Origin of the sequence: Phycicoccus flavus, assembly GCF_004025965.2 — a bacterium.
Taxonomy (GTDB): domain Bacteria; phylum Actinomycetota; class Actinomycetes; order Actinomycetales; family Dermatophilaceae; genus Phycicoccus; species Phycicoccus flavus.
Genome location: NZ_SAYU02000046.1, coordinates 24,749 through 31,609 on the forward strand (window position 1 = coordinate 24,749; position 6,861 = coordinate 31,609).

A 6,861-nucleotide genomic window follows, 5' to 3' on the forward strand; every position below is an offset into this window, starting at 1 on the left:
GGTCAGGCCGGGGCGACGTGCTGGAAGGCGCCGCTGCGGAAGGCCTCGACGAACAGGGCGTGGTCCTCACGGACCCGCCGCGAGTAGTCCTGCGCGAAGTCGGTGAGCGTGGAGACCAGGCCGTCGACGTCGTCGCCGATGCATCGGCCAACCGCGTCCTCGACCTCGACCTGCACGAGGTCCTGATCGGACTCGGAGTCGGCGACGCAGTGGATCTTCGCGGTCGCGCGTCCCAGCTGCGGCACGAGCACCTCGAGGTCCTCCGGCTCGGACAGCGCGTCCCACGACACGTCGGCCTCGTAGGGGGAGACCTCGCTGACGACGTACCCGGTCGGCCCGGACGAGCGCTCCAGCGCCGTCCAGCCGAGGAAGCGGTCGGCGTGCGCCTGCAGCGCCCGCTGCGAGATCGCGGTGCGGTGCCCGTGGTGCTCGAAGTAGTCGCGAGCCCGCTCGTCGTCGACGACCCGGCTGGGGGCGGCGACGTTGCCCTGCTTCATCGAGAGGATGACGTCGTTGTCCAGCGCCTGGGTGAACCCCTCGATGAGGATGCTGTACGTCGGCAGGCCGGCGCTGCCGATGCCGACCCCGGAGCGCCCGACGACGTCGAGCACGTCGAAGGTCACCCGGCCCCGCTCGCCGCGCTCGGGGAGCGTGGCGCGGTAGGTGTCGAACGCGCTGCGCACCGCCTCCTCCTCGTCGCCCTCGAGGCGGCGCACGACCGAGGTGTCGGCGAAGCGCCGGCGGTAGTCCTCGACGACGGTCTGCTCCTCGAGCATCTCGAAGCGGGTCGACATCTTCGCCACGTGGAGGGCGTGCAGCGCCGCCCCCTCGGCGGTGTCCAGCGTCAGCGCCCACTCGGTGTCGTCGTCGACCTCGCGGTAGTGCGCGACCTGGTCGGCGTAGGCCCGGGTGTAGGACTCCACGAGGGCGGCGATGGTGTCGTCGGGCAGCGCCTTCTGCCAGCACATGAGGGCCAGGCTGGCGACGAACCGCTCGACGTCCCAGGTCCAGTGCCCGAGGTAGGCCTCGTCGAAGTCGTTGACGTCGAAGACGAGGCGGCCGTCGGCGTCCAGGTACGTCCCGAAGTTCTCCGCGTGCAGGTCGCCCTGGATCCACACCCGCGAGGAGTCCTCGTCGACGAACGCCCGGTCGACGTCGGCGTACCGGCCGCCGTCGCCCACGTCGGCGTAGAAGAGGCACGCCGACCCTCGGTAGAAGGCGAAGGGGTCACGCGCCATCTTGCGGAACTTGGTCCGGAAGGCGCGCGGGTCGGCCTCCATGAGCGGGCCGAAGGCCTCGCGCAGGCTCGTGACGATGATGTCGGTGCGGTCGTCGGCGCTCATGACGTCACAGTGGCACGGCGACGACGCGCCCGGGCCGGTCGGGGACGACCGGCTACTCGTCCTCCTCGTCCCAGATGCGGACCTTCTTCGCCTTCGGCGGGTACCTCTCCGGGTTCGCGAGGCGCTCCTCGCGGCGCACCCCGAGGCCGACGAGGACGAACCCCGCCGCCATGAACAGCCACCACTGGTAGGCGTACGCCTGGTGCGGGCCGAGGCTCCGGTCGGGCGGCGCGAGGGCCTGGGGTCGTGGCGGCGACGCCCCGTCCGGCCCGGTCTCGCGCTGGAGCAGCACGTAGCCGGGCAGCAGGGGGGTCCGCAGCGCCATGGCGGCGTCCGGCACCGACAGGTTGGCGATCTGCCCGGGGGCGGGCGGCTTGTCGCGCGAGGCCTCGGAGGGGCGGACCCAGCCGGTCACCGTCACCGTCCCGCCCGGGGCCGGCGCGACGTCCGGCAGCACCGACGCGCCCGCGCCGGAGGGCGCCACCCAGCCGCGGTCGACGAGGACGTCCGGGCCGCCGTCGTCGGGACGCAGGGCCCACAGCGCCTCGAGGCCCACCGCGCCCTCGTTGGGGCGGCCGCGGGCGAAGACCGGTCCGGCGACGTACTCGCCGGTGACGGTGACCCGGGTCCAGTTCGACCCGGCCTCGTACCCCGCGGGCGTGAGCGCCGACGTCAGCGGCACGGGATCGGCGGCGTAGTGGGCGTCGAGCCGGGCGTTGCGCTCGACCTTCGCCTCGTGCCGGTGGTACTGCCACCAGCCCAGGTGGTAGGCGGCGACGGCGAAGAGCGCGGCGAGCAGGAGTGCGCCACACCACTTCGGCGAGAGCAACCGACGCAGCACCCGGTCACGCTACCCGTCGAACAGCCCTACCGAGGAACCTGGGTAGGGTCTGACCCGAGAGCGAGTACTCCCGCCAGAGAGCCCCTGTCAGAAGGGCTCTTCATGCCACACCCGATCACCCTCGGCGCCGCCATCGAGGACCACCTCAGCCTCCGGCGGCTGCACCTGGCGGCCTCTACTTGGGAGGCCGAGGCCCGCACGTTGCGCGGCCTGGTGCGCCACGTCGGCGACATCCACGGGGAGTCGGCCCTGGCCTTCCTCGGGATGTCGCTCCTGACGGCCTGCTACGCCTGGCTGTTCCTCCAGGGGACCCTGGAGGTCTCCGGCGTCCTGGGCCCCCAGGTGCTCTACCTGGGCCTGTTGACCATCTACCTTGTCCACGCCCTCTACTCGGGGCTGGAGTGGGTCGAGAGGCGGGCCTCGTGATCCTCGCCCTGCTGCTCGCCAACGCCGCGCCAGAGGCCCAGGACGGCATGCCGGTGGAGTTGCTGGTGTCCCTGGTCTCCTTCGTCCTCGGCCCCTCGGTGCTCTTCATACTCGCGTGGATCAAAGAGCGACCCAAGGCCGCGGGACGCCGTCAGACCGAGATGTCCCTGGTCGTCAAGCAGGAGTTGCTACCGGTGCGCGAGGACCTCAGAGAGTTGTCTCGTCGGGTGGAGCGGGTCGAGACCCAGTTGATGAACCGCCGCTGACATCGTCGTGAGACTTGTCCGCTTCCCGCCTGTGTGCTTGTACCTGACGCAGCAATAACGAAACCTTGTGCTGCTTCAGTTGAGCATTAATGGCTAGAAAATACATTGGAAGCATGACGCCAACCCCGATAAGACCGAGTACCCAAAACACCTCTTTGAAGTCCCCGCTGTTGAGAGCGTAGCCAGCGAACGCGCCCACAGGTATTGCGAAGACAACTGCGAGCGACGTGACGATCGTCAGACTGCGTACCGCGTCGGCCGCTTCGGCCCTCTTCTCGGTGATGTACGTGGGATCGCTCACCGCCAACATGACCTCCGAGTGCAGTGATGCGCTGCGCCGCTCGCGACGTGTCGCCCAACTGGATCGGAAGTCCTCGGACCAGCGGGTGTACCAAGGAGAGATGAGCAGGGTCACAACGGCGATGGCATAGCCGCCCAAAGCGATCAGCCGGTCAGTCGTCATGTCCGACATGATGACCGCTTCGCGGTGACTCCCGAGGATTGATCAACCTTGTATCCTCGCCGTGTCACTCCCTCGGGCTCGATGGCGGGGGTGTTGCGTACCAGGTCAGCGACGGCGTCACGCTACCCGTCGTAGGGTGGGGGTCTCATGACTGACCTCCCCGAGCCCATGCTCCGCGACCGCTTCGGCCGCCTCGGACGCGACCTGCGCGTCTCGGTCACCGACCGCTGCAACCTGCGCTGCACCTACTGCATGCCGGCGGAGGGCCTGGACTGGCTGCCCAAGCCCGAGATGCTCACCGACGAGGAGCTGCTCCGCCTCGTGCGGGTCATGGTCGGGCTCGGTGTCACCAACGTCCGCCTCACCGGGGGCGAGCCGATCCTGCGCCGCTCGCTCGTCGACGTCGTCCGGGGCATCGCCGCCCTGACCCCGCGCCCGCGGATCGCCATGACGAGCAACGGCATCGGCCTGCACCGGCTGGCGGCGCCGCTGGCCGAGGCCGGCCTGGACCGGGTCAACGTCAGCCTCGACACCGTCGACCCCCAGCGCTTCCGCGAGCTCACCCGTCGCGACCGCTTCGAGGACGTCGAGGCCGGGCTCAAGGCAGCCGTCGACGCCGGGTTGACGCCCGTCAAGGTCAACGCCGTCGCCATGCGCGGCGTCAACGACGACGGTGTCGCCGACCTGCTCCAGTGGTGCCTCGACCGCGGCTACGCGCTCCGCTTCATCGAGCAGATGCCGCTGGACGCCCAGCACGCGTGGGACCGCGCCGCGATGGTGTCCCAGGCCGAGATCCTCGACCGGCTGGGCGAGCGGTTCCGGCTGACGCCGGTCCAGGAGCGCGGCAGCGCCCCGGCCGAGCTGTTCCTCGTCGACGGCGGCCCGGAGACCGTCGGCGTCATCGCCAGCGTCTCGGCCCCGTTCTGCGCGGCCTGCGACCGGGTCCGGCTCACCGCCGACGGCCAGCTGCGCAACTGCCTCTTCTCGCGCTCCGAGGTCGACCTGCGCGGGCCGATGCGCGAGGGGGCGAGCGACGACGAGCTCGTCGCGCTGGTCGTCGGGGAGATGTGGGCGAAGAAGGCCGGCCACGGCATCGACGGTCCCGGCTTCGTGCAGCCGGACCGCCCGATGTCGGCGATCGGCGGCTGAGGGGCTCAGCCCGCGCGCCGGGCCGGGCCGGGCTCGTCGGCCTCGGCCGGGGTGGACGGGCGGGCCTCGCCACGCACGTCGTACCGGGTGGCCGGCGCGTGCTCATAGCCGCGGTCGGTGATCTGCGGGGTGGGGTCGTGCACCGGGTTGACCAGGTGCACCCGCCCGCGGACCCGCGGGGCGACGGCGTTGGCCGCGACGACGGCGAAGAAGGGCAGGAGGATCGCCCCCGCCGCGAAGACCCAGCGCAGCCAGCCGTCGAAGACGATGGCCAGGACGAAGCAGACCGTGCGCAGCGACATCGTCAGCAGGTACTGGTGCAGCCGATGGGACTGGTCCTCGTGCCGGGACTGCGCGGCCGTCGTCACCGACTGGGCGTCGGGCTGGTGGCTGCTGGTCCTGGGCACCTCCCCACTGTACGTCCGGGCCCCGTCACGGCCCGCCCGCCGACGGTGCACCTTCGACACCGCCGCCGCGCCGGACCTCGGGACGCTACCCCCGGGTAACCCGTTAGGTTCGGACCATGAGCGATCCCCGCACCGTCCTCGTGACCGGCGGAAACCGTGGTATCGGCCTGGCCATCGCGCGGTCCTTCGTCGAGGCCGGCGACGAGGTCGTCGTCACCCACCGCAGCGGCGAGCCACCGGAGGGCCTGCGCGGCGTCCGCTGCGACGTCACCGACACCGCGAGCGTCGACGCCGCGTTCGGCGAGGCCGAGGAGATGCTCGGCGGCCCGGTCGAGGTGCTCGTCGCCAACGCCGGGGTCACCAAGGACGGCCTCCTCCTGCGGATGAGCGACGAGGACTGGGACACCACCCTCCAGACCAACCTCAGCGGCGCGTTCCGGTGCGTCCGGCGCGCGAGCAAGGGGATGATCCGGCTGCGTCGCGGGCGGATCGTCCTGGTCTCCAGCGTCGTCGGCCTGTACGGCGCCCCCGGGCAGGCGAACTACGCGGCGAGCAAGGCCGGTCTCGTCGGGCTGGCGCGCTCCGTGACCCGCGAGCTCGGCGGCCGCGGGATCACGGCCAACGTCGTCGCCCCGGGCTTCATCGAGACCGACATGACGGCGGCCCTGCCCGAGGACACCCAGGCGTCGTACAAGAAGGCCATCCCCGCGGGGCGCTTCGCGACCGCGGAGGAGGTCGCGGGCGTCGTCCGGTTCCTCGCGAGCCCCGAGGCCGCGTACGTCTCCGGTGCCGTGGTCCCCGTCGACGGCGGCCTCGGCATGGGCCACTGACCGGACCGCACCCCGACCCGCCGACCCCGACTCCCGAAAGGCCACCCATGCTCCTCGAGGGCAAGAAGCTGCTCGTCACCGGCGTCCTCATGGACTCCTCCATCGCCTTCCACGTCGCCCGCCTGGCGCAGGAGCAGGGGGCGCAGGTCGTGCTCACCTCGTTCGGGCGCACGACGAAGATCACGACGGCCATCGCCCGGCGCCTGCCGGAGCCCGCGCCCATCGTCGAGCTCGACGTCGCCAACCCGGACGACCTCGCCGCGCTGGCCGACCGGGTGCGCGAGCACGTCGACGACCTCGACGGCGTCGTCCACTCCATCGGCTTCGCCCCGCAGGGCGCCTTCGACTTCATGAACGCGACGTGGGAGGACGTGTCGACGGCGGTCCAGATCTCGGCGTTCTCGCTCCAGGCGCTGACCAAGGCAGCGCTGCCGCTCATGGGGGAGGGCGGCTCGGTCGTCGGGCTCACCTTCGACGCCCGCTACGCCTGGCCCGTCTACGACTGGATGGGCGTGGCCAAGGCCGCCTTCGAGGCGACGAACCGCTACCTGGCGCGCGACATGGGCCCGCAGGGCATCCGGTGCAACATCGTCAGCGCCGGCCCCATCCGCACGACGGCCGCGAAGTCGATCCCCGGGTTCGAGCAGTTCGAGGAGGCCTGGGGCTCTCGGGCGCCGCTCGGCTGGGACGTCAAGGACGCCGAGCCCGCCGCCCGCGCCGTCGTCGCCCTGCTCTCGGACTGGTTCCCGGCGACGACCGGCGAGATGGTCCACGTCGACGGCGGGTACCACTCCGTCGGCGCCTAACCCCTACGGACATTTCGGGGTGACCCCGAAATGTCACTGACACCAGGGTTCGTAAGTGGGGTCTCGGCGACATTTCGGGGTCACCCCGAAATGTCACCGCCCCCGGGGGCAGGGGGGTCACTCGGAGGTGTCGGCGTCCTCGATCTCCTCGCGGCTGACGCCGAGGAGGAAGAGGACGGTGTCGAGGTAGGGCACGGTGACCGCGGTGTCGGCCTGCTCGCGGACCACCGGCTTGGCGTTGAAGGCGACGCCGAGCCCGGCGGCGCCGAGCATGTCGAGGTCGTTGGCGCCGTCCCCGATGGCGACGGTGCGGCTGAGCGGCAGCCCCTC

The 6,861-nt window shown here is 71.4% G+C and carries 10 protein-coding genes; 5 read left to right on the plus strand and 5 right to left on the minus strand.

The window, feature by feature from the left end:
• Nucleotides 1–2: 2 nt before the first annotated feature.
• Both EPD83_RS13590 and EPD83_RS13595 read right to left on the minus strand, forming a co-directional pair.
• On the minus strand, nucleotides 3–1,343 hold the full coding sequence (locus EPD83_RS13590) for a DUF2252 domain-containing protein (RefSeq protein WP_165566710.1): 1,341 nt from the start codon (nucleotides 1,341–1,343) through the stop codon (nucleotides 3–5).
• A gap of 52 nt (nucleotides 1,344–1,395) precedes the next feature.
• On the minus strand, nucleotides 1,396–2,184 hold the full coding sequence (locus tag EPD83_RS13595) for an SURF1 family cytochrome oxidase biogenesis protein (protein WP_235950600.1): 789 nt from the start codon (nucleotides 2,182–2,184) through the stop codon (nucleotides 1,396–1,398).
• Nucleotides 2,185–2,286: 102 nt separating this feature from the next.
• Between EPD83_RS13595 and EPD83_RS13600 the strand changes: the two genes are divergently transcribed.
• Both EPD83_RS13600 and EPD83_RS13605 read left to right on the plus strand, forming a co-directional pair.
• Complete coding sequence (locus EPD83_RS13600; RefSeq protein ID WP_128368557.1) at nucleotides 2,287–2,610, plus strand: hypothetical protein; 324 nt, start codon at nucleotides 2,287–2,289, stop codon at nucleotides 2,608–2,610.
• The gene (locus tag EPD83_RS13605; RefSeq protein WP_128368556.1) at nucleotides 2,607–2,876 is read left to right on the plus strand and encodes a hypothetical protein; all 270 of its coding nucleotides are present in this window, start codon (nucleotides 2,607–2,609) and stop codon (nucleotides 2,874–2,876) included. The genes EPD83_RS13600 and EPD83_RS13605 overlap by 4 nt, the downstream gene beginning before the upstream one ends.
• On the opposite strand, the gene EPD83_RS13610 is transcribed toward EPD83_RS13605, so the two are convergent.
• Nucleotides 2,818–3,339: a hypothetical protein gene (locus EPD83_RS13610; protein WP_128368555.1), complete on the minus strand. Its 522-nt coding sequence runs from the start codon at nucleotides 3,337–3,339 to the stop codon at nucleotides 2,818–2,820. The two genes, EPD83_RS13605 and EPD83_RS13610, sit on opposite strands and share 59 nt — an antisense overlap.
• Before the next feature lie 147 nt (nucleotides 3,340–3,486).
• On the opposite strand from EPD83_RS13610, the gene moaA reads away from it, so the two are divergent.
• A complete protein-coding gene (gene moaA / locus EPD83_RS13615; protein WP_128367746.1) occupies nucleotides 3,487–4,488 on the plus strand; it encodes a GTP 3',8-cyclase MoaA in 1,002 nt (333 codons plus the stop codon).
• A gap of 5 nt (nucleotides 4,489–4,493) precedes the next feature.
• On the opposite strand, the gene EPD83_RS13620 is transcribed toward moaA, so the two are convergent.
• Nucleotides 4,494–4,895: a DUF3099 domain-containing protein gene (locus EPD83_RS13620; RefSeq protein WP_128367745.1), complete on the minus strand. Its 402-nt coding sequence runs from the start codon at nucleotides 4,893–4,895 to the stop codon at nucleotides 4,494–4,496.
• A 116-nt stretch (nucleotides 4,896–5,011) separates the two neighbouring features.
• On the opposite strand from EPD83_RS13620, the gene fabG reads away from it, so the two are divergent.
• Together fabG and fabI are read left to right on the plus strand one after the other, a co-directional pair.
• The gene (gene fabG / locus EPD83_RS13625; RefSeq protein WP_128367744.1) at nucleotides 5,012–5,725 is read left to right on the plus strand and encodes a 3-oxoacyl-ACP reductase FabG; all 714 of its coding nucleotides are present in this window, start codon (nucleotides 5,012–5,014) and stop codon (nucleotides 5,723–5,725) included.
• A 47-nt stretch (nucleotides 5,726–5,772) separates the two neighbouring features.
• Nucleotides 5,773–6,531 carry an enoyl-ACP reductase FabI gene (gene fabI, locus EPD83_RS13630; protein WP_128367743.1) on the plus strand — a complete coding sequence of 253 codons (759 nt, stop codon included), beginning with the start codon at nucleotides 5,773–5,775 and terminating at the stop codon, nucleotides 6,529–6,531.
• A 117-nt stretch (nucleotides 6,532–6,648) separates the two neighbouring features.
• Here the strand turns inward: fabI and EPD83_RS13635 are convergent.
• The coding region (locus EPD83_RS13635; RefSeq protein ID WP_165566711.1) for an HAD hydrolase family protein at nucleotides 6,649–6,861 on the minus strand (213 nt) is incomplete at its 5' end.